General features: G+C 60.1%; 19 protein-coding genes. 12 read left to right on the top strand and 7 right to left on the bottom strand.

Features of this window, described 5'->3' with window-relative positions:
• Positions 1 to 215: 215 nt before the first annotated feature.
• The 4 genes from DM818_RS13000 to DM818_RS13015 are packed head-to-tail and all read right to left on the bottom strand — an operon-like array spanning position 216 to position 4,698.
• Positions 216 to 1,442: a protein phosphatase 2C domain-containing protein gene (locus DM818_RS13000; RefSeq protein WP_075936318.1), complete on the bottom strand. Its 1,227-nt coding sequence runs from the start codon at positions 1,440 to 1,442 to the stop codon at positions 216 to 218.
• 33 nt (positions 1,443 to 1,475) lie between these two features.
• Positions 1,476 to 2,705, bottom strand: coding sequence for an FHA domain-containing serine/threonine-protein kinase (locus DM818_RS13005; RefSeq protein WP_075936317.1), 1,230 nt, complete (start codon positions 2,703 to 2,705; stop codon positions 1,476 to 1,478).
• Positions 2,698 to 3,873 carry a vWA domain-containing protein gene (locus tag DM818_RS13010; RefSeq protein ID WP_075936316.1) on the bottom strand — a complete coding sequence of 392 codons (1,176 nt, stop codon included), beginning with the start codon at positions 3,871 to 3,873 and terminating at the stop codon, positions 2,698 to 2,700. The genes DM818_RS13005 and DM818_RS13010 overlap by 8 nt, the downstream gene beginning before the upstream one ends.
• Positions 3,874 to 3,918: 45 nt before the next feature.
• Positions 3,919 to 4,698 carry a zinc ribbon domain-containing protein gene (locus DM818_RS13015; RefSeq protein WP_075936315.1) on the bottom strand — a complete coding sequence of 260 codons (780 nt, stop codon included), beginning with the start codon at positions 4,696 to 4,698 and terminating at the stop codon, positions 3,919 to 3,921.
• Between the two features lie 158 nt (positions 4,699 to 4,856).
• Between DM818_RS13015 and DM818_RS13020 the strand changes: the two genes are divergently transcribed.
• The 5 genes from DM818_RS13020 to DM818_RS13040 all read left to right on the top strand — a co-directional run bounded on the left by DM818_RS13020 (position 4,857) and on the right by DM818_RS13040 (position 9,939).
• Positions 4,857 to 6,920 carry a DnaJ-like cysteine-rich domain-containing protein gene (locus DM818_RS13020; RefSeq protein WP_075936314.1) on the top strand — a complete coding sequence of 688 codons (2,064 nt, stop codon included), beginning with the start codon at positions 4,857 to 4,859 and terminating at the stop codon, positions 6,918 to 6,920.
• Between the two features lie 49 nt (positions 6,921 to 6,969).
• Complete coding sequence (locus tag DM818_RS13025; protein ID WP_075936313.1) at positions 6,970 to 7,254, top strand: hypothetical protein; 285 nt, start codon at positions 6,970 to 6,972, stop codon at positions 7,252 to 7,254.
• Entirely contained in the window at positions 7,235 to 8,053 is an 819-nt protein-coding gene (locus DM818_RS13030; RefSeq protein ID WP_143823770.1) for a hypothetical protein, read from the top strand. Before DM818_RS13025 ends, DM818_RS13030 begins: the two co-directional genes overlap by 20 nt.
• Before the next feature lie 81 nt (positions 8,054 to 8,134).
• Positions 8,135 to 9,367 carry a serine/threonine-protein kinase gene (locus DM818_RS13035; protein ID WP_079988840.1) on the top strand — a complete coding sequence of 411 codons (1,233 nt, stop codon included), beginning with the start codon at positions 8,135 to 8,137 and terminating at the stop codon, positions 9,365 to 9,367.
• 116 nt (positions 9,368 to 9,483) lie between these two features.
• Positions 9,484 to 9,939: a hypothetical protein gene (locus DM818_RS13040; RefSeq protein ID WP_075936310.1), complete on the top strand. Its 456-nt coding sequence runs from the start codon at positions 9,484 to 9,486 to the stop codon at positions 9,937 to 9,939.
• Between the two features lie 376 nt (positions 9,940 to 10,315).
• On the opposite strand, the gene DM818_RS13045 is transcribed toward DM818_RS13040, so the two are convergent.
• Positions 10,316 to 10,756, bottom strand: coding sequence for a hypothetical protein (locus tag DM818_RS13045; protein ID WP_075936309.1), 441 nt, complete (start codon positions 10,754 to 10,756; stop codon positions 10,316 to 10,318).
• A gap of 97 nt (positions 10,757 to 10,853) precedes the next feature.
• The gene (locus DM818_RS13050; protein ID WP_075936308.1) at positions 10,854 to 11,939 is read right to left on the bottom strand and encodes an outer membrane protein assembly factor BamB family protein; all 1,086 of its coding nucleotides are present in this window, start codon (positions 11,937 to 11,939) and stop codon (positions 10,854 to 10,856) included.
• Positions 11,940 to 12,152: 213 nt separating this feature from the next.
• Between DM818_RS13050 and DM818_RS13055 the strand changes: the two genes are divergently transcribed.
• On the top strand, positions 12,153 to 13,724 hold the full coding sequence (locus DM818_RS13055) for an outer membrane protein assembly factor BamB family protein (protein ID WP_075936307.1): 1,572 nt from the start codon (positions 12,153 to 12,155) through the stop codon (positions 13,722 to 13,724).
• A gap of 50 nt (positions 13,725 to 13,774) precedes the next feature.
• On the opposite strand, the gene DM818_RS13060 is transcribed toward DM818_RS13055, so the two are convergent.
• On the bottom strand, positions 13,775 to 14,401 hold the full coding sequence (locus DM818_RS13060) for an outer membrane protein assembly factor BamB family protein (RefSeq protein ID WP_075936306.1): 627 nt from the start codon (positions 14,399 to 14,401) through the stop codon (positions 13,775 to 13,777).
• 81 nt (positions 14,402 to 14,482) lie between these two features.
• On the opposite strand from DM818_RS13060, the gene DM818_RS13065 reads away from it, so the two are divergent.
• The 6 genes from DM818_RS13065 to DM818_RS13090 all read left to right on the top strand — a co-directional run bounded on the left by DM818_RS13065 (position 14,483) and on the right by DM818_RS13090 (position 23,758).
• Positions 14,483 to 15,541 carry an FHA domain-containing protein gene (locus DM818_RS13065; RefSeq protein ID WP_075936305.1) on the top strand — a complete coding sequence of 353 codons (1,059 nt, stop codon included), beginning with the start codon at positions 14,483 to 14,485 and terminating at the stop codon, positions 15,539 to 15,541.
• A gap of 103 nt (positions 15,542 to 15,644) precedes the next feature.
• The gene (locus DM818_RS13070) at positions 15,645 to 16,100 is read left to right on the top strand and encodes a DUF7343 domain-containing protein (protein ID WP_143823769.1); all 456 of its coding nucleotides are present in this window, start codon (positions 15,645 to 15,647) and stop codon (positions 16,098 to 16,100) included.
• A gap of 185 nt (positions 16,101 to 16,285) precedes the next feature.
• A complete protein-coding gene (locus DM818_RS13075; RefSeq protein ID WP_075936303.1) occupies positions 16,286 to 20,224 on the top strand; it encodes a hypothetical protein in 3,939 nt (1,312 codons plus the stop codon).
• A 42-nt stretch (positions 20,225 to 20,266) separates the two neighbouring features.
• The gene (locus DM818_RS13080) at positions 20,267 to 20,644 is read left to right on the top strand and encodes a hypothetical protein (protein WP_075936302.1); all 378 of its coding nucleotides are present in this window, start codon (positions 20,267 to 20,269) and stop codon (positions 20,642 to 20,644) included.
• A 295-nt stretch (positions 20,645 to 20,939) separates the two neighbouring features.
• Positions 20,940 to 22,517, top strand: coding sequence for an outer membrane protein assembly factor BamB family protein (locus DM818_RS13085; RefSeq protein ID WP_159436324.1), 1,578 nt, complete (start codon positions 20,940 to 20,942; stop codon positions 22,515 to 22,517).
• Positions 22,518 to 22,909: 392 nt separating this feature from the next.
• On the top strand, positions 22,910 to 23,758 hold the full coding sequence (locus DM818_RS13090; RefSeq protein ID WP_075936300.1) for a VOC family protein: 849 nt from the start codon (positions 22,910 to 22,912) through the stop codon (positions 23,756 to 23,758).
• Positions 23,759 to 23,765 lie beyond the last annotated feature (7 nt).

Genomic DNA, 23,765 nt, shown 5'->3' on the forward strand with positions numbered 1-23,765 from the left:
AGTAGCACTCGAGCTGTCATCCGACCGCTGTCGTCCCGTCGATGTGTCTGTCCCGCCGGCTGTATCGGGCGTCTCTGCGGAAGATGGTGCAGATGGGGTCCGATTTCGAGTGAGCCACCGGACACTGATTAATAAAATCGCAGAGGAGACGAGGCCGACAACAATTACGAGTGATTCGACGGAGACCATTGTGAGAAACGGTTGGACGGCGCGTTTCAGGAGTCGTCTCCAGAGAGCCGCTCGCGGACCTTGTTTCCGAGTCGCTCCCCCACACCGCCCGACTCAGACTCACCATCAGCAGCTTCAGCCGTGGCATCTGCGTCATCCCCGTCCTGTTCACCCGCCGGGGAATCTGTTGCGTCAGCCGAACCCGCGTTTGATTCAGCTGCGGCGTCATCATCCGCATCGTCCTCACCCCCCATGATGACGGTCTCTTCGTCGCTCACCTTCGTTTCCTCCTCGTCGATACCTCGCGGCGGGAGTGGGTCGGGAGAGTTCCCCCCAATCCCCGGGTCGGCGATGATAATCGAGATGTTATCCTTTCCGCCTCGCTCGTTGGCGATGGTGACGAGCTCCTCGTTCGCTGCTTCGAGCGTGTCGGCGGCAAGTACCGTATCCCGGATTTCGTCGTCGGTCACCGATTTCTCCAGAATCTCCTCTTTGACTTCTTCGTACTCGTCACCGGTGGCGTTCGTCAGTACGGAGTGGTAGTTCGGCGCATCAGTCCACCCGTCGATGAGCCCGTCACTCGTCACCAGGATTTTATCCTCCTGATACAGCGGAACAGAGCCGGTGTCCACGTCGACGGGCCGCATCTGCGGATCGTCGTACTGGTTTCCACCCAGTGCACGGGTAATCTGGTTTCCGTCGGGGTGGACCTCCGCCTCGACGTCATCCACTTCTCCGTCCTGTCGCATCCCCTCGACGGTCGAGTGGTCACGCGTGAGGAGGCTGATCTGGTCGTGGGCCGAGTTGATGAGATACGCCCGGCTATCGCCGACCCAGGCGAAGTGCACGAACCCGTCGTACACAAGCGCAACGACGATTGTCGTCATCGGCTCCGCTTTCGCCTCGGAGGCGTACTCGAGGATATCGGCGTGGGCGGTCTCGATTGCCGCGGTCAGCTGCTCGCGAATCTCCGTCCCGTCCGGGGCGTCATCGGTGATCGACGCCTGCATCGCGACGGCCGTCGCCTCTGGGCGGCGACGTTCAGCCGTTGCGAGGAATCCTGACAGCTCCTCCAGTACCGTGTTTGACGCGATGTACGACGCGACATCACCGTCTTGGTGGCCACCAGCCCCGTCCGCAACGACGAACAGCGCTGCCTCGCGCTCGTCATCCCGGTGGCCGGTGGCGAGCGTCGTCGCGCCGAGACTGTCTTCGTTAATGCCGTTGCTCTGTCGTTTCCGCTTGCCGATGTCGAGGATTGTATCGTATTCCATGTGTCTGTGGTTGAGTGGTCGTGGCTCTGTGAACTATCCGAGGAACTCGCACGTGACGCCGTACGAGGGGTGAACGAATGCGATCATGTCTCCCCGGTCGAGTTGGATTTCGCTGGAGAGGTTCGACGGAACGTCTCGTCCCTGTTGTTGTTGCCGCCGTCGGCCCCGCTGGGAGAGCACCTGCTGCCACCCGTTTCCTTTGTTGACGTAGGTGCCGTTGGTGCTCTTGTCTTTGAGATACCAGTTCCCGCTGTTGTCCGTGTCGAACTCCACCTGGACCGCAGAGATGTACTCCTCGTCGTCCCGGATCGGGATTGCCGGCGGAGGATTTGTCCCCTTTCGACCGAGGGTATCACCGGGGCTAATATCGTGTCGTGCACCCTGCTGTGGGCCTGCAACGCGACGGATACGGGCCTGTTTGGGTGGAACTGGGTCCTTATTCTCCAAGGCCCGTTTCAGGATGAGCGAATTGTTGTATCGGTCCTGCGGGAGTTCCTGGGTCGCTCGTTCGAGGATGTCGCCGAGGTACCCGGGCGCATCAATGCCGAAGTCCGCCGGTCGCACCCCGTTTCCGCGTGGGGCATTGCCGGTGATGAGGAAAAACAGGAACTTCCCCATCGAGTACACGTCTGTGTGCGGACCGAGGGGGAGCGGGTTGAGGACATTCTTGTCCTGCGTGACCTCCTTGGGATACCACTGACTGGAGCCGAACTTGGTCGACCCGTCGTTGTTCGCGCTCGGGTCGGCCTCGAACTTCGACGCGGCGTTCAGGTCGATGAGCTTGAGGTCGCCGTTATTCGTCCGCATGATGTTGTCGGGCTTCAAATCTCGGTAGACGATCTCGTTTTCGTGAAGGAAGTGGATCACGTCGGCGAGTTCAATCCCAATCTGTCTGGCTTCGTTCGGATTGAACGGCTGGCTGTTGACGATTTCGTCGAGGTCTTCGCCGTCGATTAGCTCGACGACGATGAAGTCCAGCCCGCGGTGTTGAAGCGTATCCTGTAGCCCGATTACGTTCGGGTGTCCGCCGGCGTCAGTCACCTCTTCCAGGAGGTCGACTTCCCGCTGAAACCCGCTATCGATGACCGAGTCCGCGTTGGTGCCCCCGAACCGCTGATACCGTGGGTGTTTGACGGCGTACTGCTGGCCGGTCTGCTGGTCGGTCGCTAAAAAGACAATCGCAAAGCCGCCGTGGCCGAGCTGCGATTGGAGTTCGTATCGTCCGCCGACGACGTCTCCTGCTTGTGGCTGGTAACTACTCATCGTCCATCACTCGCGACACGTCGTCACGAGCGGCGCGGGGATCATCGCCTTCGACGATTGTCTGGTGGTCCTCTTCAAGGCGAGTGACCTCCTCGTGGTCCGGATGGAGTTCCTCCATCTCCTCGATTCGAGTTTCGACCTGTTCCTGCTCGACTTGGGTCTCGGCTTCGATCATCTCGTTGCGAAGCTTCGTCCCCTCGAATGCGACCTCGACGTCCTCGTTGTTCACCCGGAGCTTGTCCGGATCGTCCGTGTAGTCGATTGCGAACTGTTCGTTTTGCTCGCCGCTTCCGGTCGATAGCGTGGCGTTTGCAAGCAGGAACTCCTGTCCGGCCTCTCGCTCCGGCGCCTGGAACTTGAACACGAGCTTCTGTGCGCTCCCTTCGGCCAGGTCGGGGATTTTGATTACCGCCGTGTTATCCTGCCAGTCCACATCGACCGGCTGGACCTGTGGCATCCCCATGTACACTTCCTGAACCTCGGTTCCGGTGGTCACGTTCAGCGTGAGTTCCGGATTCGCTGCGACCACGGTCGATGCCTCCTCGACCTTGTCGCCGAAGAAGTCGCGAATGTCGTTTGCCTCCTCCAGATGTCGCCACTCACCCTGAGATTTCTCACCGAGGGTCCGCACCACGTCTTCGTCGTAATCGGTGCCGATCCCGGCTGACATGATGGACATGCCCATGTCAGCACACTCCTCTGCGAGCCGCTCGAAGTTCCCCGTGTCCTGACCGTCGGTGAGGAGCAGGATTCGACGCGCCGTCTGGTCGTCGTCCGGAAGCTGTTGGAGCGTTTGGCGGGCCTTGCGAATCCCGTCCTGGATGTCCGTTCCGCCACCGGTCGACATCTGGTCGACCATCGAGCGCACGCGGTCTTTCTGGTCTTCCGTCATTTTCGTGGCGCTTAACAGCTCGTCGGCACTGGAGTTGAACGTCACCAGACTCAGATGGTCGGCGTCGTCCAACAGTCCCAGCACCCACTGGATTCCCTGGCGAACGGAGTCAATCTTCTCGCCGTGCATCGAGCCGCTGACATCGACACAGAGTGCAATCTGGCGGGCGGCATTCCCGCTTCCGCTGTCTGGGTCGATGACCATCTCGCCGTAGGTGATTCCGCCTTTGTCCGGCAGGTTCGGTCGACTCAGCCGAGTATCGATTGAATGTCCCATTGTTGTGGTGTTGTCGTCGTTGTTTGGTTGCTGTGTCTACCGCACTCACGTGATGTGTACGTCCAGCTTAGCGATACCAGACAGCTCGATTGAACTCCCGTCGCTCACCTTCGTTTCGTCACCTTCCGTCAGCGATTGTCCATCGACCTCCGTCGTGTTGCGGCCGTGATCCACGACGTACACGCCGTCGTCTCGCATCTCGAATTCGATGTGTTCACGGTGGATGTACCGGGCTTCGTCGCGGTCGGTACCGTCTCTCACGAGGGCCTCTCGAACCTCTCCTCCGACGATGTCGCCGTGTGCAATCGACATGCGCTCTCCCGCAACTTCGATCTCGACGTCTGGGTCCCCATCGTCCGGCACAGGCGTGGTGTCATCAACGTCGTCACCTGGCGGCGTATCGTCGCTCGTGTCTGTTCCGGTGTCTGGAAGTTCGGTCCCACAGTTCGAACAGTATTCGAACTCTGTGGAGGATTCCGTCCCACAGCCCGGACACTGGACGGTTCCGGGGTCTCCACCGTCGTCGTCATCGTCGTCATCGTCGTCTACGGTCAGTTCGCTTCCACATTCTCCACAGAAGTCGAATGAGGCGTCGACCTCCGACCCGCAGTTGCTACACTCAACGAGGGAGGAATCACTGCCAGTATCGTCTCCCGAATCCGTCGACTCAGTGGTAGAGCCGCCAGTATTGCCGTCATCACCGTCGGAATCTGACTTCGCCTGTGGATGTTGTGCACCACAATCAGGGTTCGTGCAGTAGCCGCCGCTGGCCCATAAGTCAAACTGCTCCCCACACCGAGGACACTCTACTGAATCACTCGACATGTTTGGTGGCCATACTGCCTCTGTATTAAATCTGGCCGTGAGGTGACATCCCACACACCCACACCTACCGCGGTGGGACACTGCGCCGACGAGCAGAAACTGATAATGATAACATTCCGACCCGAACAATTATATTGAGTAGTGTTAACAACCTCGGTGTGTCTTCAGTTGAGCAATTTTACGACATCCTGGGCGTCTCAGCGGACGCTGAGCCGGGGGATATAAACGAATACGCCCGGGAGAGCGTGGACTCGTTTCGCGACCGGGTCGAGAACGCTGATGACCCGAAAGCTGAAGAGCGCAAGTTGCTCGTCGCGTACGAGGTCCTCACGGACCCGGAAGAGCGGTATCTCTACGAGCTATACGGCCACGACGAGTACGTCCAACGACGGCTGGATGGCGAGGAGCTCACGGAGATAGAAGCAGCCTCCGGGTCGGGGGGACTCACGCCCGTGTTCGGAGCCGAGGACGATACTGGCTCCAACACGCAGATTTTCGACCCGACCGAAGCCGACGGGGCTGAAACCGCCATCCAGGATGACGGAAGCGATGAGACGGTTATCCAAGGCGAAGGAGGCGACGAGACCGTCATCCAAGACAGCGCAGATGGGTCAGCAGCGACGGATGCGACCACCATAGAGGATAGCGAGGCCTCAGACGCAGATACCGACGAGACGGTCATCCAAGACGACGAGGAGAGCCAGGAGCCGGACAAGGACGGAATTGAAACGCTCGAGGAGTCAGAGACAGTTACGAGTAAGCTTTCGCGGTTCGGAGTCTCCAAATCACCGCTTGCGACAGCCCCAGGGATTAGTAATCAGGAATACGGCCACGTCGCGGCAGCCGGATACGCGGTTGCACTGCTCGCCGTTGTCGGTCTCATTGGAACAGTCCTCCCGTTCGGGAGCCCAGTGCTCGGGGCGTTTGCGGCTAGCGCACTGGTCCTCGGTGTCGGAATCACGTACACAGCGGCGTGTTACGGCTACCACCGCGATATCCGGACGCGGACCGCGATTGGCGCCGTGGCTCCGGTCTTCCTGTTAGTCGTTCCGGAGTTCGGTCTCTTCCCAGCAGTTCCCGGGGCTGTCCTCGCTATGGTCGGGCTGAGCGTTGGGCTAGCCGGCGTCTTAGGCGCTAACTCATACATTGAAGCGACACGCAACAATCTCCGTGAGCAGCGCAAAGGTGACACGTCGCGAGGCGGGGAGAATCATGCACGCACGGACCCGCGGTCCGGCACGCCCGACGATTCGATCCCCGCGATAGACATCCTCGAAACGTTCGCGGATGAGTACACGACACGAACCTCGACCGTTGCGGAGGATCTGACCGACGAATCCACGATTCACTCGACGCGACACTTCGTTCCGGAGCGGCACATCAAGCGCAAGCTCATCGTCACGGATACACAGCACAACAGAGAGGTGCCGGCTAGCGACTTTGCGGCCGTCGAAAGCCGGCTCCGACATGATGTCCACGAGCGAAACAACCACCACCCGACCGGGTTCGAGACAGCAACCTACAACTATCTCGTTCCGGAGACAGTCGAGCAGCTGACCTGTCCGAAGTGTAGCGGCCGCACTCGCGTGCAGTGTCCGACCTGTTCGGGGCACGGTGAAGTGCACTGCAGCAAATGCGGCGGTGACGCACGGAATCAGTGCCGGCGGTGTAGCGGCCGCGGCCGTGTAGAGGATAGTGACGGGAACTACTCCATCTGCAGCAACTGCGGCGGCGATGGCCACAATCCGTGTGGCCGCTGTCAGGCGACCGGAACAGAGCGGTGCAGCCGGTGTAGCGGTCAGGGAGAGATTACGTGCGACCGCTGTGAGGGTGACGGCAACGTCGCCCAGTACGTCGAACTCATTCGCGAATACGAACCCCAAGAGACTGTCAGCTACGTATCACACAGTATTCCCGAGAAGTATCTGACTGACCCGGAGGGCAAGCAGGTGCAGAAGGATCGGTCGTACAACAGCAACGTCGACGCGACGGAGGGTGATGTCTTCATGTCTGAACACGAGATTCGGGAGATTCCCTCGGACGTCATCACCTACGAGTACGCCGGCGACCTATACGAAACGTACGAAATCGAAGACGAGGTCGTCGCTCCGACTCACCCGAGAGAGCTTGGCGGTCGTGTGCGCATCTTTGCTGGCCTGAGCGCTGTGTTCGCGCTCGTGTACGTGTACGCCGTAGCTGTCGGGCCGGCTGGACTCCCCTGAGTGGAAGGGTGTCCGAACATCTTTGCCGGTGGGGTCTGGACTCGTGGATATGGTCGACCCGTTCATTCAGTGGACCCCCGAACGGTTGCGACTCATCGGGTTCACAGCAGCAATAGCGGGTGCGTCGGTGCTTCTGACGCTTCCCCTCTCAGAGCTCGATACGACACCGCGACAGCGGCTTGTCTTGGCACTGTTCGTGGGTGCGAGTAGCTACTACATGACCGACCAGTACCCCATTTTGATGACTGCAGTCACCGTTGCGAGTCTTGGGCTGGCTCTCGCTGTACCACTAATCCTCAGCTTCCGAGTTGCTCATGATACCATCCGTAACTAGCACACTCCCCCCGTTACAGATTGGATGGTTCTTCGATCCGGAGCCATCGCTGCTGCCGATCTGGCTAATTGCGCTGGGACTGGAGGCGATGTTCCTTGGCGGAACGTACCAGGCATTCGAGAACTTCTCTGGCTTACAGAGTATCTCGCAGGTCGAAAAGGCAGTCGCTGTCGGTGGGCTCGCCTTCGGATATCTGTTCTTGACACTGTCCGTTCTGCGAACGTCGTATGCAGGCTATGCTGGCTTTCTGTATCTCGTGTTCCGGGGTGTCGAGGGCGTTGCTGCGACTCATCTGTACGTGAAAATATACAATTTCCTACAGGGGAAGGGGTTGAGCGGGGATTATGCACTGAAGGCAAAGCACATGCTGGGCGTCTTCTTCGTGTTCGCCCTTGGAAGCTATCTGGCTCTGAAAGCAATCGTTGACGCGCCACAGATCGCGGGGTATCAGTACAATCTGACGATGGTTTACACGGGGGTCGTTGCAACCGTTTCGGTGCTGGCCGTGCGATGGCGCTATCGAGATGTCGCGAAGGACCTGAATCCAGGGATTGTCGGCGGGCTAGCCCTGTGTATCGCTGGGTCGCAGATCTTCGGATTCTCGCTCAGGGGAGACGTTCTGTTGACGGTGGCTGGGAGCGTCATCTACTCGCTCGGCTTCTGGATTAGTGCGTACTTTCTCTGGGCAAACATCATCGCGGGCAGTACACACTCGGGAAATACGTGTCCACAGTGTCAGCAGACACCACCGGGCGGCACAACACCGCAGTACTGCCCTCATTGTGGACACGAGCTTTAGCACACTGGGAGAGAGTCACGACAGACCAAGGGCTGTCGCAACCGGGATTCTCATAGTGGTGGGCTGATTTGCCACAGACACATGACGGCAGGGAACCCACCAGTCTCACGGCTTGCTGACCGGTACGTCGTGGAAGAGCAGGTTGGAAGTGGTGGCTTCGCGACAGTCTGGCGCGCTCGCGACACCGCTGGTGGCCCTGATATCGCGGTGAAGTTCCCGAAGTCCGAGTCAGAGACCAACAACAGTAGCGACGAGGTAGCAGCCCGCTTTCGACAGGAGTACGACTCCTACTCCCAGTTCGAGGGAGCGCCGCTGCCCTCGTCGATTGCGCGCTTCGTCGTCGGAAGTCGGTCAGCCCCGGCCTACATCGGTATGGAGTTTCTCGACGGAACGGAGTTGGGCAGCGTTTTGACGAGTGGCACAGCCCGTCCGAGCCGGTCCACGATGCAGACGTATGGACTCCCCATCGTCCGTGCGCTCGCGTATCTCCATGCAAACGGGATGTGCCATCTGGACTGTAAGCCCGATAACGTGATGGTGCGGACGGCGACGGACTCACCGGCGCTGATCGATTTCAACACCGTCACAACGACCCAAGAAGCCGGAAGCACGCTGTTTTACGAAGATGGGTACAAGCCACCTGAGCAGACCCCGAGCGAGCGACGGGAGGAACCAGTCGGGCCGTGGTCGGACGTGTACGCTGTCGGAAAGCTTCTCTGCTACTTGCTCTCTGGACAAACGTTAGACACCTCTGATACCCCACGGACGGGGATGGACCCCACGGCGTACGGGGCTGACTGCTCACCAGCAGTAGCGAGTATTCTCGAACGGGCGACCAAGGCGGACCACACCGCCAGACAACAGCACGGTGGTGAGCTGATGACGCAACTGCTCGATGCACTGGGCGAATCGACGCAGACGAGTCTGCTCCGCGATGTCGATTCAGGGAAGCAGTGTCTGGTTCGTCCGGGCGATACAGTTGGTCGCGTCACCGACAACGATACACTGCCGACGATTACCGTCGAAGACACCGAACGCCACATTTCGCCCGTTCATTTCGCGTGCACCGTTGACGGCGGCTGGCAGCTCGAAGACCGGAGTCTGAATGGGACATACGTGAATCTGAGCGATGAGTGGGTGTTTCTCCTCAGCGACAGGGGGTATGAACAGCTCTCGAAGGCCGGCCACGAGCGCGTCGCTGATGGCCGGCCGTACTCGGCGGCGCGGCTGTCCGGGCGCACAATTATCTCACCTGTCGACCCGTCGTACCCGCTCACGCTTGAGTTATCTCCCGACACGACTCCGTCGTCGTAGCCGTCACGCGTGGGCGACCAGCGCCTCCGGGGAGGAAACGGTCAGATGGAGCGTCACTAGTTAGCAAGGTACTGATTAACAAAGCATTCAATAGATTGTACTTCGCGTTCACGAATATGAGCAATTCCCGGTCTGTCTACCGCACCTCGACCTCGCAGGACAGAAACGTCGAGAGCGTTCGTTCGATTATCGAGTCGCGCGACCAGTACGGGACCAAAGAAACTGTACTCAGGGCCCTGAGGAGTATCAACGAACAGGGTATCCAGCAGGCTGGCGAGCAGTCGCTGCCGTATTACGGGACACTAGCGCTTGCCGCCATCATCGCTGCGATTGTCGCCAGTGTAATCCTCCCGTCCGTGCTTGGTAGTCTGGTCGGGTCGGTAGCTAACTTGGCCTTTGCCGGGCTCACTATTGCGACACCAGCGATCATCTACTGGGACTGTAAGGCGGCCGATCGGTATCTCAACGCGAATTGGGTCGGTGGGAAGTTCATCGCCGTTGTTTCGCTGTTTCTGACAGCGCTCGTGCTCCCGTTTTATCTGTATTATCGAATCAAGAAGATGCCAAACTAAGACAGCCGGCAGCCACGAAGCGCACGGCCCCAGCATTTTTGTTCCGGTGCTTGCCAACTACCAGCATGGCCGTGGCGAATCCCGACTACTACTGGATTCGAATCAAGGACATCTACAAGCTCGTCTTTGGCTCGCTCGCGCTCCTGTTCGTTACCGGTATCATCGGTGGGGCCGTCCAGGGATTTGCCGCACTCTTGTTTCTCGCTGCTGTGGGTATCGGTCCGTTCGCATTCGTCTACTACACGTACAAGGACAAGCAAGCGCTCGCTGCGCGTCACGACGATGTTAACGAGCGCCACTGGCTGACGATTGCAATCTTTATGTGGCTTACTGGTGGTTTGTACGCTCTCTGGTACACATTCGTTCGAGCGAGTAACTACGACCTCGTCAACCCTGGACAGACGCAAACGGGGACGCAGAAACTCCTCACCGCTGGACAATCAGTGATGAAGCAGTTTGGCGACGACAGTAGTGCGGCTAGCAGTTCGAGCCAGTCGCAGTCGAGCGGGAGCACCACTGCGACATCCTCCGCATCTTCCTCGTCCTCGTCGAGTCGCTCCGCATCCTCCAGTTCGGCTTCAACTCGCTCAACGAGCAGTAGCAGCTCGCAGCACTCCGCTTCGTCCTCCTCTCGTGATGGTGCCAACGGGTCAGGCTCGCCGTCGACCAGTACGAGCGGACAGGGGTCGAACACGAACCTGTACACAGATGACACCGACGATGGGACGGGGAACACTGAAGTGTACAACCCGGCGACCGACGGAAGTTCGGGCTCGGCGACCGCATCGTCAGGGTCAGCCAGCGAAAGTTCCGACACGCGATTTTGTAGCTACTGCGGCATAGATTTACGCCCACATGGCAATCCGAGCTTCTGTCCGGAGTGTGGAACCGAAACCGAGTGAACTTCGTCCGCGTTAGCCGTCGAAGACCTTCGTCACCTGGTCTTCGTAGGCGGTAACGCTGGTATCGCCGGCCACGAATAGCTGGTCTCCGACGGGGGCGATAGCATCGATTGGATGTGTGAGTTGAACTCGAGCCGTCTCGGCTCCCGTCTCGATATTGAGCGCCGTAATCTGTCGACCAGTAGTGAGATAGAACGTGTCGCCGGCGCTGGCTCTGGGATCGTCGTACTCCGGGGTGTCGTTGATGCCGGTCAGCGATTGTTCCCACTCGACAGAGCCGTCGGCCAACCGTTGACACGTAACATCACCGTTGCTCGCGACGAGTGCGACGTTACCTACCAAGTGGCACTGGCTCAGTGCGCTAATGGTATTATCAACCAGAATCCCACCGTCATCTTTCCGCAGCAATGTCACGAAGTACGAATGGCCGAGCGTCCCGCCGGGATTCCCCTTTACCAGTACCCCCTCTGGACGAGCGCCACGGAGCGCGTCATAATGCGCTTCTGCGTCGTCACGGATGATCTCCCACCGCTGTCGTCCACTGTCCAAAACAACTGCGTGGATACGCTCGTGGACCCGTGTGTATGCGTGGTCGTCACCGACGACGAACTCATGTGCCGGCCGCCCGCCGGCTTGCCAGAGGAGGCTACCGTCAGTGGTGTCGTACGCAGCCAACCCATCCGTCGTATTTACGATTAGCGTCGTTTCCGTGACCGCGAGACTATCGGGCCGGTCGGCGGTTGGTGCGATATCAATCGGGAATGTGTCGACTTCGGCACCGGACTGTGCATCAATCGCGACGACGCCGGTGTCGGTTCCGAGATAGACACGGCCCTCGGCGTACTCGACGCCGTGGGTCGGTGCCGCTTGCGTGTAGTTCCAGCGCTGGGACCCGGAGTCGGTGTCGAGGACGGACAGGCCATCAGAGCGGCCGACCAAGAGACCGTATGGCGTTGTTCGCAGCGCTTCACCGAGGACAGTTGCGTCCCGCAGTCCAACGCTCCACTGTTCGGTTAGCTGTGAGACGCTGCTCTCGCTGTCGATTGTCGCGGTCCGGGCCGGTCCCCCTCGGTATCCACGCCAGTACTCGCCACTCATGTGGGATGCTGTTACATGCGACGACAAAAGTGTAGGTGCCAGCATCCGGCCGGACGCCGAACTATCGTCTCAGTAGCTCGTCTCGATGAGTACTGGCTAGTGGTGCACTGCGCCGAAAGACTCCCTGGGGGCTGGTAGCATCCGCCAGAAATTTTACGACACTGCGACGAACCAGTGAATACCGTATGAGAATGCACCGAGGGTGGTCTCGCGATGGGTGAGACGGTGTGGGAGGTTACGATTGGGGAGAACGTCACCTCCTCCCGTTATTTTCGCGACTTCGATGTTGTGGGAGTTCCCAGCGATAGTACGTACACGATTCTCACCGCTGGCGACGGGACAGAGCTGCTGAGAGTCGATACCGATACGGTCGCACACAGGTCAAAACCGCTTCCCGACGAGAATCTATTGTTACTTTCGACCGGCGGTGAAACGATCGCCGTCGACACGCAACAGTGGGAGGTCCAGTGGCGAAGCGACGGTGGGACGCCAGAGGCGATTGGTGAAGATCGGATTGTACTCGCTGATGAGGCAACCATCACAGGTGTTAACAAAGCAAGCGGTCGGCGCGAGTGGCGAGAGACACTGAGTGAGGATAGAATCGATGTGCTGTGTATCTCACAGGGAACAGTCGTACTGAGTCCCGGCGACTGGGATGATAACACGCTCATTGGAATCGACGCCGGGTCAGGCCGTCAGCGTTGGAGACACGTCGAGGACTACTGGAAGAGTTTCGAGGCCTACGAAGACGGGGTTCTCGTTGAGTGCAAGGAGTGGCCGGACGGGGATTCGTACTACTCGCTCACGAAAATCAACCCGGTGAATGGTCAAGAGCAGTGGCATGTCGACGAGTATCTCAGTCTCATCAGCGGCGAGCTCATCGGTGACTTGTTCGTCAGTAATGGCGACCGGCTTTCGGCGGTCAATACCCGCACAGGGCGGATTGTGTGGGCAAACGAGTATCCGTCGATTAACAACCAGTTCTGGCTCTCAGAGCACGAAGAGCTGTTTGTCAGCGTGCAAGAGCCAGATTATGATGAACACCGCATCAAACAGATTGACCCCGAAACGGGGGACACAGAGTGGGACCTGGTCGTTGATGATCAGATTCGCGGGATCGAGCGGCTCAACAATCAGGGGTTGGACAACTGGATCGCCGGCTCGTGGACGTATGAGCAAGAGGACGACTCTTCGTTCGTGTACCGGTTATCAAGCACGTACAGTATGTGGCAGACGAACCTGCCCGAGGAGGTCAATCAGTTCGACGCGACTGGCTCGCCGGTCATTGGCGTTGGTCGCAACAATACACTGTATGCGTTTGATGAGGACGACGGAACGCTGGAATGGACGTTCAGCGACGAGCGGCTAAATCTCATTAGTGCCGGTGACGAGAGTCTCGTCGTGTTAGCTGCCGGTGAACGGTACCTCATCAGCCGTGAAGACGGCCGGATTGAGGAGGTGTTTACCGATGGGTCTGTGGCGAGCGCCGAACAGGGAGCGATTTGGACACACGACCAGACCGTTGAGGCATATTCCCTCGGAACAGGGTCTCCTCTTGGCGATACGTCCGGGGGTACAACTGCAGACAGCGGTGATACGCAAGTCTACGCCGGTGGCGACACCGGTCCCGACGAGACGAATGTGTACGCCGACGACAGCGGAGAATCGACCCAAGCCTCGACGACAGTCGATGACACGACGATTTCGTTTTGCCCGTCGTGTGGCTCGAATCTCGACGGCTTCGACTCCGTCGCCTTTTGTCCCAGCTGCGGGACAGAGTTGTAGGCGACACCGTGTCGACGGGCGGGGGACTCGCGCCGCTGGCTCGACTGCGACTACTCGAGGTCGTAGCCGCAGCCGGGGCAGAAATCAGGTGATGCGACCTGCTGGAGGTCCTGTCCACACATCGGGCAGTAATCCTGGGTGGGACTGAACACGCGCGTCGATGTACCGCTGGATTGTGGCGCTGGGGTCCCCGTCGGCCGCTGGACAGCGTACACGTGGTGGTCGCCGCTGGAGATGTAGACGGTGTTGCCAGCGACGGTCGGTGCTGACCGAACGCGGCCCTTGGTTTCGAAGACCCACTCTTCGCTCCCGTCGCTCGCGTCGAGGGCGTACATGTGACCGTCAGTGCTCCCGAAGAACACCGTTCCGTCATCGATGACGGGAGTACAGGTGATACGACGGTCAGCGCTGAACGTCCACCGCACGCTCCCGTCACTGCGAGCCAGCGCGTACAGCGTCTCATCGTCGCTGCCGACGTACACCGTATCCACAGTGACCGCCGGCGAATGGCGAATCATATCGTTCGTTTCGAACTCCCACTCGACGTTACCCGTGTCCCTGTCGAGCGCGTAAACGAAGTTGTCATCGCCCGCAACGAAAATCATCCCACGGTCCGCTGTCGGCGGCGCTCGAATCCGTGCCCCGGTTTTCTGTTGCCAATCGAGCGAGAGACTCACACACAGCCCTGATACATCACCGCTGAAATAGCTTCCCCAAAAGCACCAATATTTATTTTGTTGTCACTGACACACACAGCCATGGCACAGGACCAACTGGCATACAGCGACATTCCGCCGGTGTACGTCAGCACGCCGAATTACGACGATATGGGGGCGATCCTTGATCGGCTCGGTATCTCCTACACCGATCTGGATATGGTTGACTTGTCGATGGCAAACGGGGGAGTGGTCATGCTGAACTGCTCGTTCTCGTGGCGAGATGAAGTCGATCTCGATGCCCTCGAGCAGTTCGTGGCCGACGGGGGAACGCTGATGGCCTCAGACCTGACGTCGGATGCAATCGAGTATTTCACCAGTGCGACCTTCGGCTCCGGTGGGTGGGGAAACAGCGTGCCTGCTGAAGTAGTCGATACTGAGCTCGTCGATCTACTCGGCCAGGAGACGCTCGAACTCGACTTCGACACGGCAATCAACGAGCCGAACTCGCTACCACCCGGTTCGACGCCGCTCCTTCGAGCATCGAACCGGGACTCCGTCATTGCGTACAAGTTCTCGTATCAGCGCGGAACCGTGGTCTACACTGTCTTCCACAACCACTCACAGCCGACGGACGTCGAGGACGCACTGCTCCAAGCGCTGCTCATGGTGCCGATTGCGGAATCAGCAGACACGACAGTCGAGGAGACGTACACGACAATCGTCGGCGAACCGTCCGGTGGAGGCGACACCCAACTGCTGGATGAATCCGGAAACACGACCGAGGTGTATCGGCAGAGCGGTGGGGGGTCAGAGACGGGGATCCGAACAGAGACAAACACGACGACGGTTACCCTGCGGGCGGTCTCGGGTGGAAGCGGCGAGCTGAGCTGGACGATTGAGCCGGGGGACTCAGTCACGCTCGGTCGCGGCGAATTGGGCGATATCGTCAACGACCAACACCAGTCGTACGTCTCGGGTCGCCACCTCGAGATTACACACCCGGACTCACACGGTCCGCTGAAGATTCGGGACACCGACAGCACGAATGGCACCCAGCTCGCGGGGCAAGACATCTCTGATGGGCGAACGCGTACACTCGAGATGGGGATGGAGCTAGCGCTCGCCGGAGACCGTGTCACGCTGGAGGTAGAGGTGTAGTGGCTGGTGCATCCGGCACCGCCCGTCGTCGTGTCAACCGCGGAGTCGCCACCGGCTGACTGGACCGAAGGACAAGCAGCGTTTCACACCGCCGTCCAAGGCCATGGATGCTGATGAGAAGCGCACGTTGGTCCGAGTGTTACAGGAGTCGGGGGGCCAAATGTACCAGTCAGATCTCGGCGACATGCTTGGTTGGTCGGCGACGAAAACGTCGGCGGCTGCGACCGAACTGAGTGAGGCTGGACGGATCAAGAAGATACGACTGGGGACGGAGAACATTCTGGTGCTTCCAGACGAGACAGTACCAGAGGCCGACGACAGTGATTCGGCCACGGACACTGGCGAAACGAGCGTGTACGATCCATCTGCGACCAGCGCCGAGAGCGAGTCTGTCGAGACAAACGTCTACAGCGTCGACGACGCAGAGACGGCGACTCCAGACACCGAGGAGTCGTCCGAGACGCCAGAGTTCTGTACGAACTGTGGGGCAGATGTGCAGGCGTACACCGAGCCGACCTTCTGTCCGGAGTGTGGCTCGTCGCTCGGCCCCGACGACTGAGGACTCTACCCCTGCCGTCGGGGGAAACTATTTCAACGGCGGCTGCTCCTGATTTGATATCCATGGCCAGTCAGCTCCGGGGCCGGCTGTGACGACTTCCATCGATGTTTCCACCAGCGTCCCTTCTCCAATCGTCTCCGTCAACCGCAGTTGGACTGGTTACCAGTGACCTCGCGACCGGTGCGATGCCGGATTCGCTGGGCAAGACAGTGCTTGAGCGGCTCCGTAGCCGGGATTCATCGGCAGTAGCAGACGCGATACCGTCACTGATTGAGGCTGTTGAGACCGGGCTGGAACCACCACAGAAGACGTACCGTGCACACCTCACACAGTTCCTGCTCGAGACCGGCCGGACCCATCCGTCGATGGCGGCGCAGCTGTCGCCGCTGCTGGGAACGATCGACGAGCACATCTTCGATGAGGAACGGATTGCCCGCTTGTTCATCGCTGTCGCTGTGCATGAGCCGGAGCACATCGCGAGGTGGGTACCCCACGTGTTATCGACAGCACACACTCCGAGCATCATCGACCACGGTCGTGGTTGGGGGCTCGCCCGAGCGGCGGCGACCGATGCAGTTGCCCTCACAGAGACACTCCCGAAGATTGAGCCAGGGGCGGCGTCCACTGCTGTCTCAGCAAGCGCCATCGAGCAACTCGGACAGGTGGGGCTTGTCGCGCCACAGCTCGTCGAGCTACAGCTTCCAGCGCTTTTGACACTTGCTGGCGAGTCGGGGGATGACCGGCGGGCCGCTGCGCTGCGAGCGGTTGGCCGGACGCTCGGGGTCGCAGCGACCGGTGGTGACCGGTACGGGCTTGCAAGTACACACACAGCGACGACGGCAGTGGAGGTTGCTGCAACTGCCCTGACAGCCGAGTCGGCGGTAGTAATCGAGGCAGCGGCAGAGACACTCGGCTCGATTGGGGTTGCGCCACCGCAGCCGGCGGCTCCGGCCATGGAGACCCTTGTCGACGGTCTGGAGACGACTCCTGCCCCTGCCCGCGAAACCGTTCTCGAGAATCTAGAAACCATCACGGAGCGCCGCCCGCTTCCGGCGGCTGCAATCGCACCGCTTCGCCAGGTGCTGGCGGTCGCACCGTCCGACGAGCAGCGTCAGGCGCTTCGCCTTCTCGGTCGCGTTGCGGAGACGGAGGGGGTGGATGTGGCCATCACAGAGGCCATTGTGACGGGATTCCGCGAGGGGACCCACCACACTCGCCGCGGGGCAGTCACGGCGTGTGAGCGGCTGCTATCGACGTGGACGGACCCGCCGACAGCACTGCGGGAGCTGCTTTATGACGCGACGGAGGATTCACACAGATGGGTTCGCGATGACGCGTACTCGGCGCTTGCAGCGGGACCAGCCTCGACGCGAACGGAACAGACGCTACAGACGGCTGCACAGACCGCCAGCCACGTGCAGGCGGCGCTCTCGGCCGCACGGGCGCTAGACTTGCCAGCAGTGACGACGACCGCCGTCGAACAGTTTGCAGCAGCGCTTCCGCTGTCCCAAGACGAGGACGAGGGTGACCAACGAGAGATCGACTGGAAGCGGTACGCCAGCGCGCTCACCACTGTTGCTGATGACCGACCAATCCATCTCGCTCCGCACGTGGACACCCTATGTTCCCTGCTGGAGACGCGAACGGCGGGCGGGGAGGCGATTGCAGCCATGCTGCACAACGTAGCGTCGGCTGTGCCGACAGCAATCGACGGCGAGACCGACCGCTTGCGCCGATACTGTACGACGCACCCCGAACAGCCACACACTGGTGCGGTATTAGCAGCGTTGCTGGCCACGGACTGGTACGATTCGGACTGTGTCGCGCAGGTGGCGCGTCGGGGGCCAACTGGACGGCTGGCACCGGCTGCACCGGCGATAGCAGACCGACAGCCGGCACACGTCTTCGAAATGCTAGCTGCGCTCGAAACCCGGTTCCTCCACGATACGACTCACGAGGAGAACGAATGGTGGCTCCACGAGCTTCCGGCGCTCGCCGAAGCGACGCAACTCGTCCACCAGCCGTTAGTCGACTTGAGCGAGCGACTACTTCGGGCGCAGGATGAAGACTGGGTCCGTTGGGACGGAGCGAAGACGCTGGCAGCAGTCGGCCGTCCCCGACCGACATCGCTGCGGCTTGCTGAAGCAGCGATGCTGGACGGCCTCGACGATTGGAACTCAAACGTCCCGCTGTGGACCCTTCGGGCGGTTCGCCGGCTCCCGAACGACCAGATTCGCCAGTCACCACCGGTCCAGAGCTTCCGGGGACACCCGTACGGCAACATTCGGCGTGCAGGGTATGCGTCTCGTGCCGGGCCGGCCGACGAGTCACTGACAGCGAACCGCTGGGCAACTGCAATCCGGGCAGGCGAGTCACACGCCCGGTCGGTCGCGACTGTATTTCGGGACGTATCGCCGGCCGAGCGGACGACGGCCATCGAAGTAGCCTGCACTGGGCTTCGGTCACCGGAGCCAGCGGTACGTGAACGCGCAGTCGAGGGCCTGACAGCGGTAGTTAGCGGAGAGCCTGAGACAGCAAGTGACGCGTTGATTGCACTGCTCGGTGAGGGTACGCCCGCCGAGCAGGCGCTTGCCGTGTACACTGCAGGCGAGATAGCAGCAGGGGAGACAGATGCGAATCTGGATCGCTTGCGCGCCTGTCTCGAGACCGGGCTGACAGCGTCACCGCTGGCTGTCCGTCGGTGGGCGGTTCGTAGCCTTGGTCGCTTGGCGACGACGGCTCCGCTGGTGACTGCGACAGCCCTACCGGACGTGATAGCGGCGCTCGAAAGTGATGACGCGTGTGTGCGAGCGTACGCTGCTTGGACACTCGCAGAGCTAGCGTGGACACGCCCGGCCGCCGCACGTCCGGCCGCCCAGGCTATCGTATCGGCGCTTGCCACAGCCGATAACAACGTCACGAGTCACCTCGTGAGGGCACTGCAGGCACTTCCGCCTGATGCAGTGGCCGCTGTCTCAGAAGCGCCCCGACTTCTCACGACGGTTCTCGAGGCTAGCGAACCACCACTGGCGGACGCGGTCGGAGCAGCTATCGCCGTCTTGGCACAGGCTGCACCGGAATCCCTTGAGCCGTACGTCCACCAGCTTGCAGCGAATATGGACGTTGACGGGGTGGCAGCGGCGGTTGCTCGTGTCGCTGCCGTGGCCCCGGCCGCGGTTAGCGATACCATCGACGCGGTGATTGACGCACAGAACGGCCTGGCGCGTCGCGAAGCACTTGCGTGGTGTGGCGCAGACGAGTATCCAGCGGCGCTCGAATCACCACTTGCGGCAGGAACGACGTCACTCGCAGTCGAACGGGAGTCGATCATCGTGTACCTGACGCGTGCCACCACGCAGACACAGCGCCGTGCTGCGTTGCAGGCAGCGATGACAGGCGGGAACAGCACAGATGTGCTGCATGGACTCCTTCAGGGGCTCTGTGAGGCGGCAGAACACACGGAAGCGACGACTCGCCAGCGCGCTGTGGTGAGTATCGCTGACGCTGTCGAACTGTGTGACAGCTCGCTCGAGCCGGTCGCGGAGCAGCTGTTGGCGACACTGCTGGCGCGAACACGCGATGCTGATGCAGACGTACGCAGCCAGGCGTTCCGGACGCTCACGTACGTCATTCCGACCGTCGAGGCGACACGTATCCGAGACGCACGCGCTGCGATTATTACTGCCGGAATCGAGGCGTTAGACGACACGAACGCCTGGGTGTATCGGCATGCCGCGACCGTGCTAGGTCTCCTCCCCCGTGATGTGCAGTCGGAGACGAATCTGGTTCAACAGTTGATTGCGGAGTGTCGCGACGCGACGCCGATTCCCCCGGGCGTCAATCTGGCACTGGCCGAAACAGCCCAAACTGCCGGTGAGTGGGAAACCGTAACCGAGTTACTCGCCCAGCAGCTCACCGCCGAGTCACTTCGCGTTCGCCAAACCGCCTATCGTGGCCTCGCGAAGGTCGCAGAGCGGCGACGGACCGCCGGCCAGCCCGTTGGTACGCTTCCGTCGGAGCCTGTCGAGGTGATTCGTACCCAGCTTGTCGCGCACACCGACGCGGAGTTTCCCGTTATCGCCGAAGCAGCCCAGGCCGCTGTAGAGTATTTCGAGTCCCAGTAGTTCGCCCACAGCTATTTGATAGATGAAACGTAGGAGGGTGATATGGGGACAGAGGAGAAGTATTACGAGAAGCTGGAGGAAGCAGAGACCCTGTTGCAGCACTTCCAGAAGTGTGCTGATGATGTCGCGAGAGCTCACCCGAATGGGAACATGCAGGCTCAACGCTCCGAGCTCGAGTCCATCAAAGAGGAGTATCGCGACATCATAGAGGAGGTTCGCTCGCTCGACGACACTGAAAGGGGACTGAATCTCCTCATTCGAGTTTGTGCACAGTTGGAGGCAGAGTTAGAAGAGTGGCACAACAAAGGAATAACAGATCGGTACACCGCCCGATATGCGACAGATTCGGCAACTGATCAGTCATCTCGGAGTTCCAGCGACTCGGACACGAATTCCGAGACGCGAATTTTCGACCCGTAGACGGAGAGCCGAGTCGTCCCTATATTATCGAGAGAGACCGTCTTCCGTACCCGCCTGTCGCGTCATGTGTTCTGTCGAGTAGTTGGCGCACAAGTATTTTGCTGGGTTGTTCACACCTATCGTCATGATCAGTAGGATTAGTCGGGGCGAGTGTGATCTCTGTATGGCCGAGGCTGAGGTGACAGAGCCACAAATGTATGATCTCCCGTCAGATCACCCAAAACAGCGGTGGGCGCACCTTACACTCTGTCCACTGTGTCAAGCAGCATATGAGCCGCGGACTCTCCCGGAGGATATGGATTCGGTGACATTTAGACGGGTGTCCTGTCCGTCCTGTGGAAATGAAAATATCAGATGGATCGGCACTCCGGATTGGGCGAATCCACAGGCCCTGCAACAGTACTGTCTCGAGCCCGGGGAGAGAGACTCAAAGGCGCTTCCGTCGTCCGTCGTGAATAGGAAACTCACCAGAGCGACCGCTGTCTGTCGGGACTGCATCCCCTCGGTCTCTGCCGCAGTCATTCGTGAAGAACTAACACTGAGTGCCGAGGAGGCCACTGTCGAGGGAGAGACCATGCCGGGAACGCCACAGTGGGCATTCGAGACAGGCAATCAGGTTCGGTCGTCGCCAGCCGTCGCTGATGGAATCATCTACACCGGAAGTACCGATTGGAAGCTGTACGCAGTAGATGCCGAGAGCGGCCGCAAACGCTGGGAGTTCGCGACCGGTGGGCGAATTAAATCCTCACCAGCCGTCGAGGATGGGAGCGTATACATCGGGAGCAACGACGAACACGTGTACGCTGTCGACGCTGAAACCGGACGCGAGGAGTGGAGGTGTGACACGGGCCACTGGGGCCGGGCGTCGCCAGTTGTGGACGACGGAACCGTGTATATCGGGAGCTACGATACCAATCTATACGCGATCGATTCAGCCACCGGCAGCGTCCGCTGGCAGTTCGACACCCAGGGGATGGTCAATTGCTCGCCTGCAGTGGTAGCCGGTACTGTGTACGTGGCCACCGACGGACGACGACTGTACGCCGTAGATGCCGGGAGTGGACGTGAACAGTGGCAATTCTATACGGGGGAGAAAATGCGCTCTTCACCGACAGTAGCCGATGGCACCGTCTATGCCGGGAGCAACGGCGGAACCCTGTACGCAGTAGACGCCACCACCGGCGAGGAGCGATGGCAGTTTGGAACTGATGGGTGGATCAAAGGCTCGTCAGTAGTCATTAATGAGACCGTGTTCGCTGGGAGTCTTGACGGGACGCTCTATGCCGTCGACGCAGCCGACGGCCGAGAACACTGGCGGTTCGAAACGAATGACCGGATTCGATCCGCACCAGTCGCGGCTGACGGCACAGTGTACGTTGGCAGTCTCGACCACAATCTCTACGCGGTCGATATCGCAACAGGGCGCGAGCGGTGGCGGTTCGAGACGGGCCACCAGATTCGATACTCACCAGTAGTGGATGACAATTTCGTGTACGTCGGCAGTCTCGATGGGTCGCTGTACGCAATCAAACAAGCGGGGCCGAGCGCGGAGGAGGAAGTGAAACGGGTAATACCGACTACCGGTACAACTCTCTTTGATTCGTCGGAGGAGCAAGCATCTGAAGCGATCGAGACAGCCTCGGAGTCAAACGAGCCGGTATCTCAAGGAATTGGGACAGTATCAGAACCACATGGAGCATCTGAAGAGGGTGAAACAACGTGGTGTGGGTCCTGCGGACGCGAGCTGTCGTCGGACACCGTGGCGTTTTGCCCCGAATGTGGGACACAGCGACGGTGTCGTGAGTGCGGCTTTGACTTCACCGACCGGGACGAGGTGCCGAACTACTGTCCGTCCTGTGGCGAAGAACAGTGAGTGAGCAGTGGCCGACAGAGCAACTGGACGCAACCGTCACACGCTTCGTCGAACTTCGTCGAACTACGTCCAGCCACGTCGGTGAGCGCTCTGCTCAAATAACGGGGTTTGGAACATCGGCTGAGAGTGTGGACGACAGCCGGGGGCTATTCGGTGCGAACGACCGCAGAGAACTCCGAGAGCCAATTCTCAGTCGTAGTGAATCCCTCGACACGGACTACACAGCGCCCTCCGTGCCCGGCAACCACCGAAGCAATTAGGCCCGGTGCACGCCACCAACCTATCACCGCGCGCACTGCCAGCTGTGTCGGCTACCCTGCCGAAAGGGAGCGAGACCACTAGACCACTGGCCAACTCAGCTGCCGTGGTGACTCCACCAGCGCGACACCACCATGCACACAGATACAGAGCCGCTTCCCCCAGCGACCCACCTTGGACGAACGGCCCTTCTCGTATCGGATCTCACGGGGATGGTCGAGTTCTACCGGGACGTGGTCGGACTCACCGTCCGCAGCCACACCAGTACGACAGCAGTACTGGGCGTCGAAGGGACGCCACTACTTATCCTGGAGGCCGACCCCGAGGCTCCATCCAGACCGCCGGCCGGAGCAGGTCTCTTCCACACCGCCTTTCGGGTGCCGTCGCGGGGGGCGCTTGGAGACGCGCTAGCACGCATTCAGACACACTGGGAGCTCAGTGGTGCCTCCGATCACGGCGTCAGCGAAGCGCTGTATTTGACCGACCCGGAAGGGAACGGGGTTGAACTCTACCGAGATTACCCCCGTGAAGACTGGCCTCGGACCGGTGATGGACGAGTTCGAATGGGGACGTATCACCTCGATCTCGAGCCGCTGGAAGCGGCAGCCGCCGGACAGCCAGGGGTGCCGGCTGAAACTGATATCGGCCACGTCCACCTGGAAGTAACGTCACTAGAGACGTTCAGCGACTTCTACGTAGATACGGTCGGATTTGAGCCGCAGACAGAGCTGCAGGCTGCACGCTTCGTCGGTGCAGGCGGCTATCACCATCATATCGGGGCAAATACGTGGAACAACCGAACCGAACCAATCAGGGGTACCGGGTTGTCCTGGTTCGAAGTGGTGCTTCCCGACACAGAGACACTGGTGAAGCTTCGGGAGCGACTCACGGCGGGTCAGTATCCACTGACCGAAACAGAGACCGGCTTCGCGGTCACGGGCCCGGACGAAATCCAGATGCGCTTGCGCAGTACAGAAGAGTGAGACCCCA

The sequence above is a fragment of the Halosegnis longus genome (genome assembly GCF_009663395.1).
Lineage (GTDB): Archaea > Halobacteriota > Halobacteria > Halobacteriales > Haloarculaceae > Halosegnis > Halosegnis longus.

Bases quoted from the DNA above. Each gene is read 5' to 3' on its own strand.
- DM818_RS13040 (WP_075936310.1), top strand. From the start codon at position 9,484: ATGAGCAATTCCCGGTCTGTCTACCGCACCTCGACCTCGCAGGACAGA.
- DM818_RS13030 (WP_143823770.1), top strand. From the start codon at position 7,235: ATGATACCATCCGTAACTAGCACACTCCCCCCGTTACAGATTGGATGG.
- DM818_RS13090 (WP_075936300.1), top strand. From the start codon at position 22,910: ATGCACACAGATACAGAGCCGCTTCCCCCAGCGACCCACCTTGGACGA.
- DM818_RS13010 (WP_075936316.1), bottom strand. From the start codon at position 3,873: ATGGGACATTCAATCGATACTCGGCTGAGTCGACCGAACCTGCCGGAC.
- DM818_RS13025 (WP_075936313.1), top strand. From the start codon at position 6,970: ATGGTCGACCCGTTCATTCAGTGGACCCCCGAACGGTTGCGACTCATC.
- DM818_RS13000 (WP_075936318.1), bottom strand. From the start codon at position 1,442: ATGGAATACGATACAATCCTCGACATCGGCAAGCGGAAACGACAGAGC.
- DM818_RS13050 (WP_075936308.1), bottom strand. From the start codon at position 11,939: ATGAGTGGCGAGTACTGGCGTGGATACCGAGGGGGACCGGCCCGGACC.
- DM818_RS13070 (WP_143823769.1), top strand. From the start codon at position 15,645: ATGGATGCTGATGAGAAGCGCACGTTGGTCCGAGTGTTACAGGAGTCG.
- DM818_RS13015 (WP_075936315.1), bottom strand. From the start codon at position 4,698: ATGTCGAGTGATTCAGTAGAGTGTCCTCGGTGTGGGGAGCAGTTTGAC.
- DM818_RS13075 (WP_075936303.1), top strand. From the start codon at position 16,286: ATGCCGGATTCGCTGGGCAAGACAGTGCTTGAGCGGCTCCGTAGCCGG.
- DM818_RS13035 (WP_079988840.1), top strand. From the start codon at position 8,135: ATGACGGCAGGGAACCCACCAGTCTCACGGCTTGCTGACCGGTACGTC.
- DM818_RS13080 (WP_075936302.1), top strand. From the start codon at position 20,267: ATGGGGACAGAGGAGAAGTATTACGAGAAGCTGGAGGAAGCAGAGACC.
- DM818_RS13065 (WP_075936305.1), top strand. From the start codon at position 14,483: ATGGCACAGGACCAACTGGCATACAGCGACATTCCGCCGGTGTACGTC.
- DM818_RS13085 (WP_159436324.1), top strand. From the start codon at position 20,940: ATGGATTCGGTGACATTTAGACGGGTGTCCTGTCCGTCCTGTGGAAAT.
- DM818_RS13005 (WP_075936317.1), bottom strand. From the start codon at position 2,705: ATGAGTAGTTACCAGCCACAAGCAGGAGACGTCGTCGGCGGACGATAC.
- DM818_RS13055 (WP_075936307.1), top strand. From the start codon at position 12,153: ATGGGTGAGACGGTGTGGGAGGTTACGATTGGGGAGAACGTCACCTCC.